Origin of the sequence: Leptotrichia wadei (genome assembly GCF_007990545.2) — a bacterium.
Taxonomy (GTDB): Bacteria; Fusobacteriota; Fusobacteriia; order Fusobacteriales; family Leptotrichiaceae; genus Leptotrichia; species Leptotrichia wadei.
The window spans coordinates 1,473,671-1,492,415 of record NZ_AP019829.2; the positions used below are offsets into that span (position 1 = coordinate 1,473,671).

Consider the following 18,745-nt stretch of genomic DNA (forward strand, 5'->3'; position numbering starts at 1 on the left):
TCTATGAATGAATTATAATACTAAAAAAATCAAAATAGAACTACTCTTTTTTTCTAAAAGTTACTTATACCACATTTTATAAAAAATAGTTACTTTTAATGGAGGAATTTATGGAAAATGATAAAAATACAAATATTAAAAGAAATGAAATTAAGGATTTAAGGGTAAAAAGAACCCTTGAAAATATAAATAATGCTTTTAATGAACTTATCTTTGAAACTGATTTTGAAAAAATTACAGTAAAATCTCTTTCTGAAAAGGCAAAAATTAATAAAAAAACTTTTTATACTTATTATTCTTCGCTTGATGATCTTCTTTTGGAATATCAGGAAAAAACTTCCAGCGAATACATTGAATAAATTTCAAAGTACCGTATTCCTGAAGATTTTGATAAAATAACCAGAGAATTTTTCCTGTTTTCTGAAAAATATGGAGAAGCCTATGAAAAAATAACAAGTAATGAAAAATATTCATATATAAGACAACGAATGATAAATAATGTGATGTCTACAACATGGGGAAAATCGGGCATATGCGAAAAAATAGGGGAATACAGATATAATCTTCTTATTGCATTTGTCCAATCAACAACTCTTTCAATGTACAAACAATGGATAACTGATGGGAAAAAAATCTCTCTTGAAGAAATTATTAGTTTAACTAGTGACCTTTTAATTGATGGAATGAAAAAGTTTTTTTAATCTATTTTGTAAAATTAAAATCCAACAATAAGTAAATCAGGATAACTCCCATCATCCTGATTTTAAATTTCCCCTAAAGCCCATACTTCTAAAACCAATTGAAATAACCCCTTCTACTAATATTAATTCTCAAATTCAAGTATTTAACCTTCTAATAATTTGTATATACTATTATTCTTGTAACATCTCATCAAAAATTTCTTTTAAATCAATACTCTCAATAATTGATTTAAAAATTAATTTTTTTAGTTCTTCTGAAAAAATAACTCTAATTTCATTTTTTTGGCATTCTTCAATTAATTTTGGATTCTCTTCTTCTTTAGCTGGAGTTATAACCAAAATTTTATCAATTAGTTTTCCATCTTCCCATCCATATTCTTCAGCTTTGTTTACTTGGTCTATAATTATATTAATATTTTCATCAGAAATCTCACCTTTGTAATTTTTTACTTGTATAGCTATGTTATAACTTTCTGAAATTGAGATTCCAGGTATATTTACCAAAACATCGGTTCCATGTTCTTCTTCTTTACTACCACCCGTTTTTTTAATTTTATATCTAGGATAGATTTTTTCTAAAATATCTTTTAATACCTCTTCCCACTGAGAAGCTACAAATTTTTGATTATATTCATCAACAATTTTGTCACAACATTCTTTTAAATTAAAATAAGATTTTACTTGCTCTGATATAATATTTTTTATATTTTCAATAACACTTGTTGATTCCCTATTTCCTTCTAAATTTTTTATGATTTTTTCAATATCCTCTGAAAAACGACTGATATTCCAAAATCTATTTCTTGCTTTTAACGTACTTTGTATATTTCCAGAAACATCTTTTCCGTGTCTGTTAAAACATCCAATATATTTTGCAGGAAAAATATGTCCATAATCTTTCTTTTCATCATCAATCTCAAACTTATATCCTTTTTCTTTATCATCCCAATCTTGAGTTGCTTCAACTATAGCAACACTACCCCAATCTGGCAATCTAGGTATTAACAGTATATCTCCTTTTTTTACATTATGATACATGCTTAAATTTTTTCTAGCACCACTATCCTTTGTATCAGGTAGTTCTTGATTTTTATCATATCCCCAACCTTGTCGTAATCGTCCTTGTTCTAATTCCTTAAAAAAGAAATCTTGATTTTTTACATCAATTCTGTATCCCCAGTAATGCTTTTCTCTTTCTTGTGTATTTTCCATTCTAAATCCCTTCTTTCTATAATATTAATTAATTTATTTATTTAACTGAATCTTCCACAATGTAAGCAATAATATTTATGAAATTTTCATTTTCTGGATATATTTGCAGTCCCCAAAGAAATGCCCGCTCATTAAGAATATTAGTCATTATTTTAGCAATATCTTTTATCTGAGTCAATTCAATATTTTTTCCTGCTGTTATATTCAAAAATATTTTATAAGTTTTATTTTTATCAAAAGTTTCCAGCTTTAGTTTTAGGTTTTGCAAGAAATCATCAAAAGTTTCTAAATTTCCTTTTTCAAAAATTACGAAAGATTTTGAGGTTTTTTGAAATACAGTTTTTAAGTCCGCTAAATCAAGAGTAACCATTCCTTTTGCTGTTAAAGTTTTTGTTATTCCGTTGATTCCATTTTTTAAATCTTCTGAAGATTTGCATTTTATGATAAAGTCTGTTTTTGAATCAAATAGGTCAGTATAGCCATTTTCAATATCGTAAATGCCAGTAAAAATGTCGTTTTTTTCAGTGTTTCTGATTATTTCTAAGGCAAAATTTTTATCATTTTCAAAATATGTATTTAAAATTATCAAAATTACATCTGTATCTTGAAAATTTATTTTTAAATCTTTGTAGTCATTTTTAATTGTAATAATGCTTATATTTTCATGTGTAATTATTTCTTTCTCAATAGTGCTTAGAGCTGTTTCTCCTAAACTTATAATTTTTATTTTTGGTATTTTTTCCATAAATTTTCTCCTTTTTATAGAAATTTATTTTAAAATTTTGTATTCAATAACGTAATCTCCCTGACTTCGTAGCCACATTTCCGCTCCAAAACTTCCATAAACTTCGATTTTTACAGTATAAACTGTAGTTTCCCGATTATTTTCTTTAACTATTTTTTCATCCAATATTTCTGCAGTTGGAAATTTATCAAGCACATACTCGATATAGCCTCTGTATTTAAATTCTATTCTTGTAAGAGGTCCTAAGTGCATAAAATGTATATATTTTCTAAATTCACCATCTTTAAATTTGTCAGAATAATTTAAGATTTTAAATTTTCTGCCTGTATTTTCTATCTTTTTCATTCTATCAATTCTAAAAATTGCAGGATATTCTTCTTTATTTTCAATATATCCAATTAGATAAAAATAATATTCAGAAAACATTATTGACAGTGGCTTTATTCTGTATTCTTTATATTGTTTATCTTTTTTTGTATAATTTAAATGCACCCATTCTTGATTTTTTATACATTGCGCTAATTTCCAAATACTTTCGAGTAGTTTCTGTCCATGTTGTAAAGGAATATAATTCACCTTTTCACTATTTATCAAATTTTTTATTATCTCCCTATCGTTTATTGAGGAATTGTTAACTAGTTTCGTTATTAATTTTTCAGTTTCTTCTTTATTAAAAGCCCGACTTTCAAGGATAATTTTACTTATAGCCAAAAGTTCTTCGTTTGTAAAAGCTATCTTGTCATTCTTTTCAAGATAATAACCTTTTTTTGAACTAGAATATTTTATATCCGATTCACCTTCTTCAAAAAAATAATTCCTCAAAGTAGCTATATCTCGTTGTATCGTTTTTTTATCGACTTTAAATTCATTAGCTAAATCACTTCTATTCACTATCTCTTTTTGATTCAACCTTTTCATTATTTTTAATATTCTAATTGATTTTTCCTCAGAATTTTCATTTTTCATGATTAAGATTAAGCCTTTCTAAAAAATTTTTCTCAACGTTTTAATTATACCTTGATTTATCACTTTTTCAAAATTTAAAACTTTTTCCTAATTTTTCTTTTACTTCGAAATCTTTTCTTTAATCTCTTTTCTTCAAAATATTCTACATATTCCTCTCTTATGTCTCTACAATTTTTCATTTTATTAAATTTCTCAATTTTTTCCGTTATTTTATCAACCATTTTTTTTATATCTTTTAATGAACTATCTAGATTTACTGCAAAACACATTAATGGAATTTCATTATTTTCACAATCAATATCTTCATAATTAACTTCCTTAAAATCAGGAAATATATCTTTTAATTCTTTCTGAATTAATTTTATTGTCTTTTCTTCGACTTTATTATTATTAAACCATTTTAACAAAAAATAATTATTTGTTTTTTTATCTTCTGCAATTAAATTTACACAAAAGCATTCTATAAAAAATTCATGTTTCAACCATTTTATATAATCAAAACAACGATATACATCATAATCTTCAAATTTTTTATTTATATAACTTTCTAAAACTAAATATAAAGATAAATTTTCGTTAATATTTACACCAAAATTTTTCTTATTTTCCTGATTAATTTGATTGTAATAACTGTCAAAAATACTGTCATCTATATATTTTTTTGAATTTTCAAATAAAGTTAAAAATTTTTCTTTATCGTATAAAATATTTATTTCTTCTACTTCTTCCTTTTCATACCTAGAAATTAAATCAGATGAAAAATGAACAATTTTTACATTATTCTCTTCGTTTTCTTTTAAATTCTCATATTTTTTTAATAATTTAATTAATTTCCCATTGTATTCATTAAAATCTTTTGAATATTCGTAATAACTAAAATCTCTGAAATATATATATTTTCTGTTTCCATTTTGATTCCTATTTAAAATTAACAAAATCGGACAATCACCTAAAATTCTATCAATAAAAGTTCCATTTTCAGAATAATAATTTTTATTTGAAAAATGTATCTCAATATCTTCTGTAGTTAACTTTTCTCCTAAAATTTCCTCAATAAATTTTTTTGCCATATTTTTTAAAGCCACCTTACTACTATTATTTGTAGTCTCAACATTTAACCATTTTATCATCCAATATAAAAAAATATCGGTATCAAACTCAGCGTTATAAAAAGCATCATTTTTAACTAATTTTACATTACTCATTTTCCCCATCTCCTCAACTTTATTTTTGTTATTTAATTATACTTTTTATATGAGACACATTTTGTCTCTTTAGAATAAGAATTTATTTTTTCAAATAAAAATTATTATTCCTAAATTTTCAGAATTTTAAATAATTTTAAATTTTTATTATATTCAGATTTTTCTTAAATTCTATAACTAAAATCATAAATTTCAATACTAAATGCAATGTTTTTTTAGATTTCCTCAAATTTAATTTCATTACTCCTATACTCAATTTTTTGTTATTTTCAGTATATTAAATTAATTTTTTTCATTCAATTAAAAAATATGATATTCCTTTTTTTCTCAATCTTAACTGAATTAAAATAAGTTACAAAAATAACTTTATTAATAAATTGTCATTTTTTTTCATTTGTGTTATAATAACAACTGTTATATAAACAAATTATTTTAAAATCAAAATATTTTGGTTTAAATTACTTACTTGGGAGGAGAAAAATGAATAAATTTATAAATGGAAATTTGCTAAAAATGAATACAGAAGAATTTCTGTCTAATATAAAGAAAGCTTTCAATGATGTTTTTTCAAATGGAAATATTGAGAAAATAAACTTAATGAACTATTTGTCAGAGAAGAAATGGTTAAGTATAAAAAAATGTGGACTTTTACTGCCCTTTCTACCAGAAAAATTTGGAGGAAGAAAAAATAGTCAGCTTGAAATTCAGGAAGTTCTTAGAATCGCTGGGAACTATGGTGTACCAGTTACACTTAGAACAGGAATTGAAGGAGCATTAGTATTGCAGCCGCTTCTTGAATATGGGAATGAGGAGCAAATTGAAAAAGGTTTGGAAATGATATTTAACGGAGAAGGTGGAGGACTGGCTATAACAGAGCCTGAAACTTCTGGATCTGCTATCGCAAAAGAAATGCAGTCTTACTATGAATATGTTGATGAAAATACAATTCATGTTAAAGCTGATAAATATTGGCAAGGAAATTCTCAAAGTGATTTTTTATTAATTGCCGCAAAGGAAAAGAAAGAAGGTAAATTATCAAAAGTAATCAGCTTAATTTTAGTTCCAAGAGAATATATAACTTATGATGTACTAAATTCGGAAGGTTTAAAAGCAGTAAGATATGCTGTAAATCATGTTGATGCAAAGATTCCTGCAAAATATATAATAAAACTTTCAGAAAACAGGGCAAATTGTCTTAGAGAATTTCAAAATATCTTTATAAGAAGCCGATTGCAACTAGTTGGAATGACACATGGAATTATGGAATATATTGTAAAAAATATAAATAAATTTGCCAGAAAAGAAATACCATTTGTTCAAAATGAATTAAATGAAATCGAAAATACTTACGATATATCAAAAATTATGTATAGCTATACTTGCAATAATGTCTCTCCAGATAAGTCTGTTTCAGATAAATTAATGGAAGCAAATATTATAAAGAGCCTTGCTACTGAATATACTTACAAGGCATCGAGAATCGCACAAAAACTTCTAGGGGCAAAAGGATTTGAAGCTGGGCATCCAATGAGTAATGTGGCAATTGACTTTAGACCATTTACTATCTTTGAAGGTCCAAATGATATGCTTTATTCAGAAATTTATGATCAGTTTTCAAAAGCTACGGCTGTGGAAAAGAAGGAGGGAATCCGAATTAATAAAAATTCTACGATTTATGAAAGATTTATTTTGGATAAACGATTTGAAAATATATCTGTAAATAATATTGTTAATAAAGTAGACGATTTAATCAGTTTTCTAAAACATCATACATTAAATGAGATGGATCAGATAAAAAAAGTTTTTGTTGGGAAAATACTAGCAAGATTGTTTCTTTTAATTCAAACAGAATCAGATAATTTAATAAAATTTTTGATAAGGGATATTAGAAAAGATATTTTGGATTTTGAATATAATAGTTAGCTTAATAAAAAAAGAAGGATAGCTCATAAAAGCTATTCTTCTTTTGTTTTTTTCTTTAATAAATTAAAGATCAAATTTTCTCAAAATCCAAGTCTATTTAATAAATTCCAAAAATTCTTTTACTTGTTTTTTCAAGGCTTCTTTATGCTCATCAGTCAAGTTCAATATTCCTGTTCCCCATGCTTCTGCTAGTACGATTAAACCTGTTCCAGTTCCTTCCATTGGATTCATACGGATATATAAAAATAATGTTGAAAGATTTTGTCTTACAAATTTTCCTTCAGTTGAACCTGCAATACTACTTACAGTTACTGGTTTTCCTGCTATTACTGTTGGTGTTTCCCTATCAAAAGCCACTAACGGACGAGATAACCAATCCAATAAATTTTTTAACACAGCTGGATAAGAACCGTTGTATTCTGGTGAAACTACCCACACAGCATCTGCTTTTCCAACTTGGTCACGAACATCTCTAACTGATTGAGGTGCTGGAAATTCTGTATCTTGTTCCAATAATGGCACATCTCTATAATTTAAAAATTCCACATTCACATCTTTTTCAATTCTTTTGCGATACAGTCTGAAAATGTTTGGATACTTTTAAGTAGTCTTTATTTTAAGATTTTTTAGCCCTAAATTATTATATTCAATATTGTAACTTATAATATTGTAAACTAAAATTCATTTAAACCTTGAATTTTTTCCCATTTTACTATACAATATTCTGAAGTATTCAAAACTAATTTTTTAAATTTTATTTCAAAATAAACAGAAAGGAAAAATATGAAACAATATGTTGTAGATGCCTTTACAGACACTGTTTTCAAAGGAAATCCTGCTGCTGTGTGTATTATGGATTCTTGGATAGATGACGACTTGATGCTTTCGATTACTAGAGAGAATAATTTGTCAGAGACGGCTTTTGCTGTGAAGGAAAATGAGAAATATAGATTGCGTTGGTTCACTCCTGGCGGAGAAATCGACCTTTGTGGACATGCTACTTTGGCGACAGCTTTTGTGATAACTAATTTTTATGAAAAAAATATTGATAAAATCGTGTTTGACACATTGAGTGGCGATTTAACTGTTCATAAAAAAGGAGAATTATTTGAGTTAAATTTTCCTTCTTATAACTTAAAATCTGTTGAAATTACGAAAGAAATAATTGATGCGATTGGAGTTAAACCGCTAGAAGTCTTTATTGACAGGGATTTAGTTTGTGTTTTGGAAAATTCGGAACTTGTGGAAAAGTTTGAGCCAAATTTGGAAAAAATTAAATTACTTGATGGACTTCTCTTGCACATTACGGCTAAATCTGATGAAAACTCAGAATTTGATTGTATTTCTCGTTCTTTTGCACCAAAATTGAATGTTGCTGAAGATCCTGTTTGTGGCTCTGGCCATTGTCATCTTGTGCCACTTTGGTCAGATAAATTGGGAAAAAATGAGATTGTCGCATTTCAAGCTTCCAAACGGACAGGAATTCTTTATTGCAGATTAAATAGAGAAAAAAATCGAGTTTCATTGAGTGGGAAAGCTATATTATTTGCAGTTTCAGAAATTTTTATTTAAAAAATTTTATTTTCTATTTTTCAAAACTTAAAAAGCAGTATAAAATTAGAAATCTATTTTTTTCTTAAAACTATTGCATTTTCACTATTTCAAGGTAAAATCATATTAGGATTATATGATAATTTTAAAAAAATAATAAACTTTATTAGGAGGAATACTTATGAATTTATGGATACTTATTGGTATTGTTATTATTGTAGTGGGATTTTCTTTGAAGCTAGATGTGCTGGCTGTGGTGCTTACTGCTGGTATAGCTACTGGAATTGCTGCAAAAATGAATTTTTTTGAAATTCTTGGAATTATTGGAAAGGCTTTTGTGGATAATAGACTTATGTCAATTTTTTTGATTAGTTTGCCAGTCATTGCAGTCCTTGAAAGATATGGACTTAGAGAAAGAAGTGCAGCTTTAATTGAAAAATTAAAAAATGCGACTGCTGGTAGAATCTTAGGACTTTATATGGTAATCCGTTCGATTGCGAGTGCATTGTCAATTAGAATTGGTGGGCATATTCAGTTTATACGACCTCTTATTTACCCAATGTCTGAAGCTGCTGCAAAAGCTCATAAAAATCAGGATTTAACAGAAAAGCAAACTGAAGAGTTAAAAAGTTTAAGTGCTGCAATTGAAAATTATGGAAATTTCTTTTCACAAAACATATTTGTCGGTGCATCGGGACTTCTTTTGATTCAGACTACACTGAAGGAAAATGGATATGCTGTATCTTTGAAGCAATTGGCGCTATCTTCAATACCAATTGGGATAATTGCAATAATTTTCACTTTTATTCAAGTATATATTTATGATAAAAAAATAATTTTGAGCAAAGGAGGTAAAAAATAATGGAAATAAAAGCTCTTTTAAAACTTTTGACACAAATTATTTATATTCTTTGCGGACTTGTCAGTATAAGTACTGGAATTAGAGGATTGAAAAATGAAAAGGCAAAAATAGGAACATTTTTGTTTTGGACTATTCTTGGGATAATATTTATTTTTGGAGAAGCTATTCCATATAAGGTTACTGGCGGACTTCTTGTAATTCTTGCCATAATTACTGTAACAAAACAATTACATATTGGAAAATTTGAAAATATTTCTTCACAATTCAAAATCGCACAAAGTGAAAAATTAAAAAATAAAATTTTCATCCCAGCTGTATTAATTGGAATTGCCGCTTTTCTAATACTTCAATTTAAAATTGGAAAAACTGCTATACCACCCGCATTAGGTATCGGTGGAGGGTCACTTGTCGCTCTTCTAGCAGCTGCAATTATCATAAAACCAAAATTCAGCGAAACAAATGAAGATACTTCAAAACTTCTTATGCAAATTGGTGCAACTGCCATTTTGCCACAGCTTCTTGCTGCATTAGGTGCTGTATTCACTAAAGCTGGAGTTGGAAAAGTAATAGCCGCCAGCATTTCATCTGTTGTTCCAACTGGAAATATCTTTGTAGGAATCGTTATTTATGCTATTGGAATGGTTATATTCACTATGATTATGGGAAATGCCTTTGCTGCATTTTCAGTAATAACTGCAGGAATTGGAATCCCATTTATTATCAAAAATGGTGGAAATCCAGCTATTATTGGTGCTTTAGGAATGACCGCTGGCTATTGCGGAACTCTTATGACTCCAATGGCAGCAAACTTCAATATTGTCCCTGCTTCAATTTTGGAAATAAAAGATAAATATGGAATTATAAAAGTCCAAGCTCCAATGGCTTTATTACTGCTTGTAACACATGTTATACTTATGCTATTGTTATTTGGAGTAAAATAAAACTGAAAATACTATGTTTATTGAGATTTCTAAATTTTTGCAAACAACTAAATTAAAAAAAATCTAGAAAGGAGAGTATGAAATTATAAATTAAATCTATTTTTATAAAATCATACAAAAAATACTATGAAAATATTAGTTACTGGCTTTGACCCTTTTGGAGGTGAGCCCATAAATCCTGCTATCGAATCAGTTAAAAAATTACCTGATAATATTGCAGGAGCACAAATTATCAAATTGGAAATTCCGACAGTAAAAGGAAAATCTATAAAAAAAATTGAAAAGGCTATTGAAGAGCATAATCCAGATGTTATCTTGTCAATCGGACAAGCAGGCGGAAGATTTGATATTTCCGTTGAACGAGTTGGAATAAATCTTGATGATTTCCGAATACCTGACAACGAAGGAAATCAAACTATTGATGAGTCAATTTTTCCAGATGGAGAAAACGCATATTTTGTAGATCTTCCTGTAAAAGCTATGGTAAAAAACATACAAAAAAATAAAATTCCAGCTTCAGTTTCGTACACTGCAGGAACTTTCATCTGTAATCATGTTCTTTACGGTACACTTTATTTAATAAATAAAAAATATAAAAGCAAAAAATCTGGATTTATTCATATTCCATTTTTACCAGAGCAAGTTATTAATAAAAAAAATACACCATCAATGGAATTAAATACTATTGTAAAAGGTTTAATTGCCGCAATTGAAGCTATTGTAAAAAATGATAAAGATATTAAAGAAACTGGGGGAACTATTTGTTAGCAACATTTTTCTAAACATTTAGATATATCAAAAATAAAAAGCCTGCTTTTAGTGAACTACTCCCGCTTTTAGAAGCGGGAGCTTCTTGGGAAGTATCTGCTTTTGTTAGCCAAATATATTTACCAAGCTCTTCGGGCTGTTCCTACCCTGTCTTCTTTTATTTTCTTAATATTTCAACATTGCTTTTCCAATGTTTTTTATATTCAGTGCCGCATTGTAATCTCTATCAATTTCAATCCCACAGCACTCACATTTATAACTTCTTTCTGATAATTTCAGTTCCTCTTTAATATTTCCACATTTACTGCAAGTTTTCGACGATGGAAACCACTTATCTATCTTCAAAAATTGTTTCCCTAAAAACATCAACTTGTACTCAAGCATTTTCAAAAACATTCCCCATCCATTATCTCCTACACTTTTACCAAAATTTAATGCCTGGCTCATTCCTTTTATATTCAAATCCTCAACAACTACAGCATTATACGCTTCAGACAATTTTTTCGATAATTTATGTAAAAAATCTCTTCGACAATTTTTAATATATTCATGTAATTTTGATATTTTCGCTTTTTGTCTATACCAATTTTTAGAAAATTTTACTTTTCTCGATAATGATTTCTGTAATTTTTTCAATTTTTTCTCCAACATCCTAAAATATCTTGGATAATCAGCTCTTTGGTTTTCAGAGCTGACAAATAATTCAGACATTGAAAAATCAAGTCCAATCACTTTATCATTACTTGGTATTTTTTGAATTTCTTTTTCAAATTCCGTCAAAACAGAAACATAGTAATTTCCATTACTGTTTGTCAATGTTACTGACTTTATCTTGTAATCCTTCGGTATTTCTCTATGATATTTCAATTTTACTTTTTTCAATTTTGGCAAAACCAAATATTTGTTTTCTTCAATTCGTATCGAATTGTTCACACAATTTGTCGTGTAACTTTTAACATTATTCTTTTTAGATTTGAACTTTGGAAACTTCGCTCTCTTCTGAAAGAAATTCATAAACGATCGTTTTACATTCAATTGAGCATTTGAAAGTGCCAGACTATCTACTTCTTTTAAAAATTGATTTTCACTTTTCAAACTGGCAGGTGTAATTATTTTATTTTTTCCAGTTTCTTCATAAATTTTATTAGCGATACACAAAATCGTATTGTAAACAAAACGAACACATCCAAAAGTCTTATTTATCAATAATTCCTGCTCTTTATTTGGATAAATTCTGTATTTGAATGCTAAATTATATTTCATAAAATTACACCTCCTTTTAATTTTGAATATATTTTTTAATTATTTCTCTTCGATATTTTATACAAAAATTGTATCATAGACGTATCCTTTTTTCAATTTTTTTACAAAAAAAGCAATTCATCTCCCACTTGTAGAAGTCGGAGACTTCTTGCTATCTTTTTATTAAAAAAAATTCTAAAGCAGGTTTTATTATTTATTTTTTACTTATAAAAGGTAAACTTTCTTTTAAAAAACAAAAACTAGATTTTATTTATTTGTACCGTTTAAATAAAATTTCTATTTAATCTCTTCCATTAACAAATCCACAACTGTACCATTCACAATTCCAACTAATTTTTCAGTTTCCACTTCCATCTGCAATCCTCTTCTGCCAGCTGAAACCATTATTTTTTCAAATTTCTCCACTTCCTTATCAAAAAAAGTTCTATACAGCTTTTTCATTCCCACAGGAGAACATCCCCCACGAATATATCCTGTTTCCTTCTCAAGCTCTGAAAGCGGCAACAAATCAATATTTTTTTCCCCACAAGCCTTCGCCACCTTTTTCAAATCCAAATGAGCTGCTCCATGAATAACACAGACATATAAATTTTTACTTTTTCCCTTCAACACAATTGTCTTAAAAACTCTTTCTGCAAGTTCAGGAAATTTTTCAGCAACTCCAAGTCCCCCGCTTTTATCTTCACTCCATTCATAAGTATGAATAATGTATGGAATTTTTTGTTTATCCAGTTGTCTTAAAGCATTTGTTTTTGCTATTTTATCTTTCTTATGTTTCATAATTACTCCTTCGTTTTACAAATCATTTGATAATACCCAATCACATACTCTGCACATTTTATCCCATCAACCGCAGCCGACATAATCCCGCCAGCATATCCTGCACCTTCTCCGCAAGGCATAAGTCCTTCAATATTTGAGAAAAACTTTTCATTTCTAGGAATTTTTACTGGAGATGAGCTACGACTTTCTACTCCCGATAAAATTGCATCATAACTGGCAAATCCCTTTATTTTTCTATCCATCAAGAAAATTCCTTCTTTAATGGAATCATTTATATATTGTGGAAAAATTTCATTTAAGTTTGCAAATTTATAACCTGCCAAATAACTTGGTTTTACTTTTCCTAATTTTGTTGAAATTTTATTATTTACAAAATCACCAAATAACTGAATTGGAGCCTTGTAATTTCTTCCACCAAGTTCAAATGCCTTTTCTTCCAATCTTCTTTGAAATTCTACTCCAGCTAAGACGCTTTTTCCTGGAAAATCTTCAGGAAATACGTTTACTAAAATTGCTGAGTTTGCATTTTCCAAGTCCCTTTTTGAATAACTCATTCCATTTACAACAAGCCTTTCTTCCTCACTTGAAGACGGTACAACAACTCCGCCTGGACACATACAGAACGTATAAACTCCACGTCCATTGCTTGTTTTCACGTTTAATTTATATTCTGCAGCTGGTAATTTATTGGCAAATTTTCCATATTGAGAATGATTTATCATACTTTGAAGATGTTCAATCCTAACTCCAACTGAAAAGGTTTTTCGCTCCATAGTAACATTTTCTTCATTTAACATAAAGAAAGTATCTCTGGCACTATGTCCAATTGCTAAGACTACAATATTAGCTGGAATTTCATAGGTTTTGTTTTCATCAGTATCTTCAATATTTTTCACATTCTCAACTAAAATACTTTTTATTCTATTATTTTCAGAATCTGTTTTTTCATAATTTATTTTTATTAATTTTGTACTAAATCTATATTCTCCACCAAGGCTTTCAATTTTATGCCTAATTTTTCTCATTATTTCAATTAATTTATCAGTTCCAATATGTGGTTTTGACATATAATTAATTTTTGGATCAGCCCCAGCGAGAATTAATTCATCATAAACCTTTTGAATCCTGAAATTATTTGTATTTGTATTCAATTTTCCATCTGAAAACGTTCCAGCACCGCCTTCTCCAAACTGCACATTTGAATACTTTTCAAGTTTCCCAGTTTTAAAAAAATTATAAACATCCTTTTCCCGTTCGTTCACATTTTTCCCCTGTTCAATAATAATTGGCTTTAATCCAGCCTCAGCAAGTACAAGCCCAGCAAAGATTCCCGCAGGTCCGCTTCCTATAACAACAGGTCGTTTTATATTTTCACTTTCTGTAAAATTCTCAATTTTTTCTGTAAAATAAGATTTTTTCTCAATTTTTCTAACATTTTTTACATTTTCAAATCTTTTCTTTTCCATTTCCTCATCAAATTTAAAGGAAATATCTACTGCATAAACAAATACAACATTATCTTTTTTTCTCGCATCAATTGCCTGTCCAGCGATTTCAAAGGACTTTACTTCTTCTTCATTAATTCTGTAAAGTTTATAAACTGTTTTTTTTAAATCATTTTTATTGTGTATTACAGGCATTTTTATATTATTTATTCTAATCATGGTTGATCTCCTTAAATATGTTTACATATCAAATATTTTTTCCTAAAAAATATCCAGATGCCCAAGCCCACTGTAAATTAAATCCTCCACATTCACCATAAACATCCAGTATTTCTCCAGCAAAATAAAGATTTTTAACTTTCTTAGACTCTAGATTTTCTAAATTTACTTCACTTAACGGAATTCCTCCAGCAGTAACTTGAGCCACTTTAAATCCATTTGTGTCAATAATTTTTATTTTATATTTTTTCAAAATCGTACAAATTTTACGAATTTCATTGTCTGTTAAATCATTTATACTTTTCGATAATTTTTCTATTCCTGCAGATTTTGTCAAAAATTGTCCTAATTTCTTATTAACAACCCCATTGAAAAACTGTTCCATTGTAAAATCTTTCAATATTTTTCGACGTTTTTTCAAAATTTCAAAAATCTCATTGTACGTAAATTTTGGCATAAAGTCAATTTCAAATTCTACATTTTTGTAAATTGGAAAAACATAAGAAATATTAAAAACCACATTTCCAGAAATCCCAAAATCTGTAAATAACAATTCTCCATCATAAGTACAAATTTTTATTTTTTCTCCATCTTCATTTTCTCCAAAAGCCGTAACTTCCACATCCGACTTAATCCCCTTCAGTCCCCTTATTTTCTCCTTTTCCGCCTTCAACTGCACAATAACAGGCGTTAATTTCGTAACAGTATGTCCAAACTTTTTCGCCAGCTCATACCCGCTTCCATTAGATCCCAGCTCAGGATAAGATTTACCGCCAGTGGCAAGGACAACCTTTTTTGCAGTAATTTGCCTTTTATCTTCTGAAATTATCTTAAAATCAAACATTTCCTTTTCAATTTTCATAGCGTAAAAATCTGTAATTATCTCTATTCCAAGGCTTTGCGCATAAAATCTAAGCCCATCCACAATCGAAGCCGCCTGTCCGCTAAGCGGATAAACCTTTCCTCGATTCTCCTCGTTGCAAATAATTCCAACTTCATCTTCAAAAAATCTCATTGCATCTTGCGAAGTAAAACTTCCTAAAATTTTCTCAATTGGCTGCCTCATTTTTTCAATTCCAAAATAATTTTGATTTGAAGCATTTACATTTGTCAGATTACATCGACCATTTCCAGTAGTTAGAACCTTTTTTAAAACCCTGTCCTTTCTTTCTAAAATGACAACATCTTTTCCATTCTTCTTGGCAGTAATCGCTGTTAAAAATCCCGAAGCACCGCCACCAATTATTGCTATTTCTCTTTTCATCCTATAATTTTATTCTCCTAACTATTTATTCAATACTATTTTTTATTAAATGGTCAAACCATAAAATAAAAACGAGCCATGTGCTCGTTTTCTTGTATGAAAGAAGTCTAAATGTAGAGATGGGGCATCCCTATTAGACAGTTTATTTATATCATATAAATACGTTTTTGTCAAGCTTTGTACTTTTATTAATTTTCTTTAATTTCCACAGCCTGCGGATAAATTTCTTTAATCTCATCTGCAATTTTATCAATTTCAGCAATCAAATAATCTGAACTCCCACGATCTCCCTTCATCGCAATTCTAACGTGAACACACCCTTCCTTTGCATAAGGGGCAACAGTTGGATTTGACATTTCAAAATAATTCTTTAACCTATCATCAATTCTTCCTTCTGGAATTCCTCTTATTTCCAGTGTTCTCATTAATAAAACATCATTTGAATATTGCTTCAAAAGTGGCAAAACTTGATTGTCAACCATCCATGTCATTTCTCTTGGAGGTCCTGGTAAAACTATTATTTTTTTATTATCCTTTTCATAAAAAAATCCAGGTGCAAGTCCAACTTCATTTTCTAATAATTTTGAATTTTTTAAAATTGAAGCCTCCTTTCTTCCGCCAGAAGCCACTTCTCCAAAGCCTCTCTCATTATATCTTTTCACAATCAAATCATAATACCTCTCAATAACTTCCAGCTCTTCCTCAAAATAATCAGCCACAACTTCCTTCGTAATATCATCAACTGTAGGTCCAAGTCCTCCAGTAGTAATTACTAAATCAACTCTTTTAAAAGCATTCTCCAGACATTCTTTAAGCCGTCCATAATTATCCCCAACTGTAGTTTGATAATATAAATCAATCCCAATGTTTGTAAACTTCGCTGAAATATACTGTGCATTCGTATTTACAATATCTCCAACTAATAATTCTGTTCCAACACATATAATTTCCGCTTTCATTTTAGTTTCCTTTCTTTTTCATTTAAAATACCGCTAAATAATACTATTCCCCATTTAAAAAGCAAAAATTATATTTTAATTACTTGAAAATAAATATCCGGTTTAAACTACTAAAAAGATTTGTAATATATTCGTTATTTAAATGGGGTTTTGTATAAATTCCATATTTCAGAATTTTATTTAACGGCAAATTTATATTTAAATATTTATTTTATTTTTTAAAAATAATACTTTCATAAGGTTTCAAAATAATTTTATCATTTGAAATTTTAGGCCCTTCAATGTAATTTGACAATAAAATTGACGCATTTTCTAAATCCAATCCTTTAACATCAAACTCGCAAGTTTCACCATAGAAATTAGAAATTACTATTAATTCAGCATTTTCTCCAACTCTCTTATAAGCATAAACCTTTTCATTTTCAATATCAAAATCTTCATATCTTCCAGTTATCAACAATTCTTCATTTCTTCTCAATTTAATCAAATTTTGATAATGATAGAATACAGAATTTGGATCTTCCAACGCTTTTTTCACGTTAATTTCTTTGTAATTTTCTGGAACTGAAATCCAAGGTGTTCCTTCTGTAAATCCTGCATTTTTAGAGTCATCCCATTGAACAGGCGTTCTTGAGTTATCTCTTGATTTTTGCATTAAAATTTCAATAGCTTCTTCTTCAGAACATCCTCTATCCAACAAAATTTTATAAATGTTAGTCGATTCAACATCTCGATATTTCTCGATTTTATCAAAATATGGATTTGTCATTCCAAATTCTTCACCTTGATAAACATAAGGTGTTCCTTGTAATCCGTGAAGAACTGTCGCTAACATTTTTGCTGATTCATCGTGATATTTTTTATCATTTCCAAATCTTGACAATGCTCTTGGCTGATCGTGATTATTCCAGAAAGTTGCATTCCATCCATTCCCTTCATACATTCCAATTTGCCATTTAGATAATATTTTCTTCAATTGCACAAAATCAAACGGTGCTTTTACCCATTTTTCACCATTTGGATAATCCACTTTCAAATGATGGAATGAAAATGTCATAGCAAGTTCTTTTTCATCAGGATTTGAGTATTTTATACAATTTTCAATGGCAGTAGATGACATTTCTCCAACTGTCAATAAATCACTTTCTCCAAATACCTCTTTATGTAATTCTTTCAAGAACTCATGAATTCTAGGCCCATCTGTGTAATATCTTCTTCCATCAGGCACAAATCTAGTATCAGTTCCATCATCATTCAAGAATCTTTGATCTTTTGAAATCAAGTTAATTACATCAAATCTAAATCCGTCTACTCCTTTATTTAACCAATATCTAATCATTTCATACAATTTTTTTCTAACATTTTCATTTTCCCAATTCAAGTCAGCTTGAGTCACATCAAATAGATGTAAATAATATTGTCCTCTCTTTTCACTCCATTGCCAAGCATTTCCACCAAATTTTGATTCCCAGTTTGTAGGCTCTTTTCCATCAACTGGATCTTTCCAAATGTAAAAATCTTCAAATTCTGGATCTCTAGCTTCAGATTTTTTAAACCACTCATTTTCAGTCGAAGAATGATTTATGACAATATCCATCACTATTTTCAATCCTCTTTTGTGAGCCTCGTTCAACATTTCCTCAAAATCTTCCATTATCCCATAACTCTCATCAATATTATAATAATCACTAATATCATATCCATTATCATTTTGAGGTGATTTATACATCGGTGTCAACCACAAAACCTCTACTCCTAGTTTCTTCAAATAATCTAATTTTTGTGTAATTCCTTTTATATCTCCTTGTCCACTTCCAGTTGTATCATTAAAACTCTTTGGATAAATCTGGTATACAACAGATTTATGCCACCATTTTTGCTCAAAATCTTTTATCATAGATACCTCTCTCCTAAATTTTTACTTATTTCCTATTTTTT

General features: G+C 28.6%; 18 protein-coding genes. 7 read left to right on the forward strand and 11 right to left on the reverse strand.

The window, feature by feature from the left end:
* The first annotated feature begins 110 nt into the window (after positions 1-110).
* Both FVE73_RS10745 and FVE73_RS10750 read left to right on the forward strand, forming a co-directional pair.
* Complete coding sequence (locus FVE73_RS10745; RefSeq protein ID WP_018498998.1) at positions 111-359, forward strand: TetR/AcrR family transcriptional regulator; 249 nt, start codon at positions 111-113, stop codon at positions 357-359.
* 144 nt (positions 360-503) lie between these two features.
* Positions 504-701, forward strand: coding sequence for a hypothetical protein (locus FVE73_RS10750; RefSeq protein WP_197739254.1), 198 nt, complete (start codon positions 504-506; stop codon positions 699-701).
* Between the two features lie 171 nt (positions 702-872).
* Here FVE73_RS10750 and FVE73_RS06920 read toward each other — a convergent pair whose 3' ends face one another.
* The 4 genes from FVE73_RS06920 to FVE73_RS06935 form a co-directional block, all read right to left on the reverse strand.
* Entirely contained in the window at positions 873-1,913 is a 1,041-nt protein-coding gene (locus tag FVE73_RS06920; RefSeq protein WP_018498996.1) for a restriction endonuclease, read from the reverse strand.
* 37 nt (positions 1,914-1,950) lie between these two features.
* Positions 1,951-2,658 carry an FtsZ/tubulin family protein gene (locus FVE73_RS06925; RefSeq protein ID WP_018498995.1) on the reverse strand — a complete coding sequence of 236 codons (708 nt, stop codon included), beginning with the start codon at positions 2,656-2,658 and terminating at the stop codon, positions 1,951-1,953.
* 24 nt (positions 2,659-2,682) lie between these two features.
* Positions 2,683-3,624, reverse strand: a complete 942-nt coding sequence (locus FVE73_RS06930; protein ID WP_018498994.1) for a helix-turn-helix transcriptional regulator — start codon at positions 3,622-3,624, stop codon at positions 2,683-2,685.
* A gap of 74 nt (positions 3,625-3,698) precedes the next feature.
* Positions 3,699-4,829 carry a hypothetical protein gene (locus tag FVE73_RS06935; protein ID WP_018498993.1) on the reverse strand — a complete coding sequence of 377 codons (1,131 nt, stop codon included), beginning with the start codon at positions 4,827-4,829 and terminating at the stop codon, positions 3,699-3,701.
* A 480-nt stretch (positions 4,830-5,309) separates the two neighbouring features.
* Between FVE73_RS06935 and FVE73_RS06940 the strand changes: the two genes are divergently transcribed.
* Entirely contained in the window at positions 5,310-6,752 is a 1,443-nt protein-coding gene (locus FVE73_RS06940; protein ID WP_018498992.1) for an acyl-CoA dehydrogenase family protein, read from the forward strand.
* Between the two features lie 93 nt (positions 6,753-6,845).
* Here FVE73_RS06940 and FVE73_RS06945 read toward each other — a convergent pair whose 3' ends face one another.
* The gene (locus FVE73_RS06945) at positions 6,846-7,340 is read right to left on the reverse strand and encodes an NADPH-dependent FMN reductase (protein WP_315861808.1); all 495 of its coding nucleotides are present in this window, start codon (positions 7,338-7,340) and stop codon (positions 6,846-6,848) included.
* 195 nt (positions 7,341-7,535) lie between these two features.
* Here FVE73_RS06945 and FVE73_RS06950 point away from each other — a divergent pair, with 195 nt between their 5' ends.
* The 4 genes from FVE73_RS06950 (at position 7,536) to pcp (ending at position 10,874) form a co-directional block, all read left to right on the forward strand.
* Positions 7,536-8,324: a PhzF family phenazine biosynthesis protein gene (locus FVE73_RS06950; RefSeq protein ID WP_018498990.1), complete on the forward strand. Its 789-nt coding sequence runs from the start codon at positions 7,536-7,538 to the stop codon at positions 8,322-8,324.
* A gap of 160 nt (positions 8,325-8,484) precedes the next feature.
* Positions 8,485-9,165 (forward strand): DUF969 domain-containing protein, encoded by a 681-nt coding sequence (locus tag FVE73_RS06955; protein ID WP_018498989.1) that lies wholly within the window; start codon positions 8,485-8,487, stop codon positions 9,163-9,165.
* Positions 9,165-10,106 (forward strand): DUF979 domain-containing protein, encoded by a 942-nt coding sequence (locus FVE73_RS06960; protein WP_018498988.1) that lies wholly within the window; start codon positions 9,165-9,167, stop codon positions 10,104-10,106. Before FVE73_RS06955 ends, FVE73_RS06960 begins: the two co-directional genes overlap by 1 nt.
* A gap of 126 nt (positions 10,107-10,232) precedes the next feature.
* A complete protein-coding gene (pcp, locus tag FVE73_RS06965; protein ID WP_018498987.1) occupies positions 10,233-10,874 on the forward strand; it encodes a pyroglutamyl-peptidase I in 642 nt (213 codons plus the stop codon).
* 165 nt (positions 10,875-11,039) lie between these two features.
* Here pcp and FVE73_RS06970 read toward each other — a convergent pair whose 3' ends face one another.
* From FVE73_RS06970 to treC, 6 genes are all read right to left on the reverse strand, one after another.
* Positions 11,040-12,137, reverse strand: coding sequence for an RNA-guided endonuclease TnpB family protein (locus FVE73_RS06970; protein WP_146997847.1), 1,098 nt, complete (start codon positions 12,135-12,137; stop codon positions 11,040-11,042).
* A 276-nt stretch (positions 12,138-12,413) separates the two neighbouring features.
* Positions 12,414-12,917, reverse strand: a complete 504-nt coding sequence (ybaK, locus tag FVE73_RS06975) for a Cys-tRNA(Pro) deacylase (RefSeq protein ID WP_018499149.1) — start codon at positions 12,915-12,917, stop codon at positions 12,414-12,416.
* 2 nt (positions 12,918-12,919) lie between these two features.
* A complete protein-coding gene (locus FVE73_RS06980; protein ID WP_018499148.1) occupies positions 12,920-14,584 on the reverse strand; it encodes an NAD(P)/FAD-dependent oxidoreductase in 1,665 nt (554 codons plus the stop codon).
* A 28-nt stretch (positions 14,585-14,612) separates the two neighbouring features.
* Positions 14,613-15,848 (reverse strand): BaiN/RdsA family NAD(P)/FAD-dependent oxidoreductase, encoded by a 1,236-nt coding sequence (locus FVE73_RS06985; protein WP_018499147.1) that lies wholly within the window; start codon positions 15,846-15,848, stop codon positions 14,613-14,615.
* A 188-nt stretch (positions 15,849-16,036) separates the two neighbouring features.
* Positions 16,037-16,807: a competence/damage-inducible protein A gene (locus FVE73_RS06990; RefSeq protein ID WP_018499146.1), complete on the reverse strand. Its 771-nt coding sequence runs from the start codon at positions 16,805-16,807 to the stop codon at positions 16,037-16,039.
* A gap of 211 nt (positions 16,808-17,018) precedes the next feature.
* A complete protein-coding gene (gene treC / locus FVE73_RS06995; protein ID WP_018499145.1) occupies positions 17,019-18,704 on the reverse strand; it encodes an alpha,alpha-phosphotrehalase in 1,686 nt (561 codons plus the stop codon).
* Between the last annotated feature and the right edge of the window lie 41 nt (positions 18,705-18,745).

Bases quoted from the DNA above. Each gene is read 5' to 3' on its own strand.
- FVE73_RS10745 (WP_018498998.1), top strand. From the start codon at position 111: ATGGAAAATGATAAAAATACAAATATTAAAAGAAATGAAATTAAGGAT.
- FVE73_RS10750 (WP_197739254.1), top strand. From the start codon at position 504: ATGTCTACAACATGGGGAAAATCGGGCATATGCGAAAAAATAGGGGAA.
- FVE73_RS06920 (WP_018498996.1), bottom strand. From the start codon at position 1,913: ATGGAAAATACACAAGAAAGAGAAAAGCATTACTGGGGATACAGAATT.
- FVE73_RS06925 (WP_018498995.1), bottom strand. From the start codon at position 2,658: ATGGAAAAAATACCAAAAATAAAAATTATAAGTTTAGGAGAAACAGCT.
- FVE73_RS06930 (WP_018498994.1), bottom strand. From the start codon at position 3,624: ATGAAAAATGAAAATTCTGAGGAAAAATCAATTAGAATATTAAAAATA.
- FVE73_RS06935 (WP_018498993.1), bottom strand. From the start codon at position 4,829: ATGAGTAATGTAAAATTAGTTAAAAATGATGCTTTTTATAACGCTGAG.
- FVE73_RS06940 (WP_018498992.1), top strand. From the start codon at position 5,310: ATGAATAAATTTATAAATGGAAATTTGCTAAAAATGAATACAGAAGAA.
- FVE73_RS06950 (WP_018498990.1), top strand. From the start codon at position 7,536: ATGAAACAATATGTTGTAGATGCCTTTACAGACACTGTTTTCAAAGGA.
- FVE73_RS06955 (WP_018498989.1), top strand. From the start codon at position 8,485: ATGAATTTATGGATACTTATTGGTATTGTTATTATTGTAGTGGGATTT.
- FVE73_RS06960 (WP_018498988.1), top strand. From the start codon at position 9,165: ATGGAAATAAAAGCTCTTTTAAAACTTTTGACACAAATTATTTATATT.
- pcp (WP_018498987.1), top strand. From the start codon at position 10,233: ATGAAAATATTAGTTACTGGCTTTGACCCTTTTGGAGGTGAGCCCATA.
- FVE73_RS06970 (WP_146997847.1), bottom strand. From the start codon at position 12,137: ATGAAATATAATTTAGCATTCAAATACAGAATTTATCCAAATAAAGAG.
- ybaK (WP_018499149.1), bottom strand. From the start codon at position 12,917: ATGAAACATAAGAAAGATAAAATAGCAAAAACAAATGCTTTAAGACAA.
- FVE73_RS06980 (WP_018499148.1), bottom strand. From the start codon at position 14,584: ATGATTAGAATAAATAATATAAAAATGCCTGTAATACACAATAAAAAT.
- FVE73_RS06985 (WP_018499147.1), bottom strand. From the start codon at position 15,848: ATGAAAAGAGAAATAGCAATAATTGGTGGCGGTGCTTCGGGATTTTTA.
- FVE73_RS06990 (WP_018499146.1), bottom strand. From the start codon at position 16,807: ATGAAAGCGGAAATTATATGTGTTGGAACAGAATTATTAGTTGGAGAT.
- treC (WP_018499145.1), bottom strand. From the start codon at position 18,704: ATGATAAAAGATTTTGAGCAAAAATGGTGGCATAAATCTGTTGTATAC.